Source organism: Pseudomonas sp. P5_B2 (assembly GCF_056400445.1).
This window is the reverse complement of record NZ_JBFULH010001194.1, coordinates 1-878: the sequence shown is the minus strand read 5'-3', so window position 1 is coordinate 878 and position 878 is coordinate 1. Positions and strand designations below refer to the sequence as shown.

General features: G+C 56.9%; 1 protein-coding gene. It reads left to right on the top strand.

Going from position 1 to position 878, the window contains the following annotated elements:
- Window positions 1-17: 17 nt before the first annotated feature.
- Window positions 18-728 (top strand): GntR family transcriptional regulator, encoded by a 711-nt coding sequence (locus AC1DRJ_RS30140; RefSeq protein ID WP_477805333.1) that lies wholly within the window; start codon window positions 18-20, stop codon window positions 726-728.
- Window positions 729-878 lie beyond the last annotated feature (150 nt).

Below are 878 nucleotides of genomic sequence, written 5' to 3'. Positions count from 1 at the left end.
CTAATAGGGTGCGAGTAGTGCCACACAAGATCAACCCTCTCAGCAGCATCAAGGTCAGCGGGCCGATTCCCGCTCACCTCGCACGCTCGGTGATCGAAGAAACGCTGCGCTCGGCGATTCTCGATGGGCGCATCCCTTGCGGCACCGCGTTGCGGCAACAGGATTTGGCCGATTTGTTCGGCGTCAGCCGCATGCCGGTGCGCGAAGCCTTGCGCCAGCTGGAAGCTCAGGCGCTACTCAACGTTATCGCCCATAAGGGCGCCGTCGTTGCACCGCTGGTTCAGGGTGATGCCGTTGAAACCTATGCACTGCGGATTCTGTTGGAATCTGAAGCGCTGCGACTCTCCATTCCATTACTTGAAAAAGCAGACTTCGAAGACGCTGCCCGTCATATCGATGATATGGAAACAGAGCACGATTACACGGAGATTGGGCGGCTCAATCGCCTGTTCCATATGTCGCTGTACAGCAAGGCGCCCAACCGTCGATTGTTGAATCTGGTGGAAGAAGGGTTGAACGAAGAAGAGCGTTTCCTGCGTTTCAACCTGGATGCGATGGGCTTGGGCAAACTGTCCCAGGACGATCACCGAGCACTATTAGTGGCGGTGGAGGACCGCGACATCCAGCGCGCGGTAACGATGCTCGAGAATCACCTCAACCGGGGTGTCGAGGCCATTACGCGATACCTCGCCAGCCCTGAAGCGCTGAACAAGAAAATCTCCGGGTAGCCGCACCGGCAAGCCTGAACGAGCAAATCACACTGCTCGTTCTCGCTTGTTGCTACGGCGCTAAGCCCCAATCTAAAGCCTCGCCCTCGATTTCCCCTGTCAAGTCCACACATTGCACCGAGAAGATAACGTTTCGGTGATAGCGGCTGC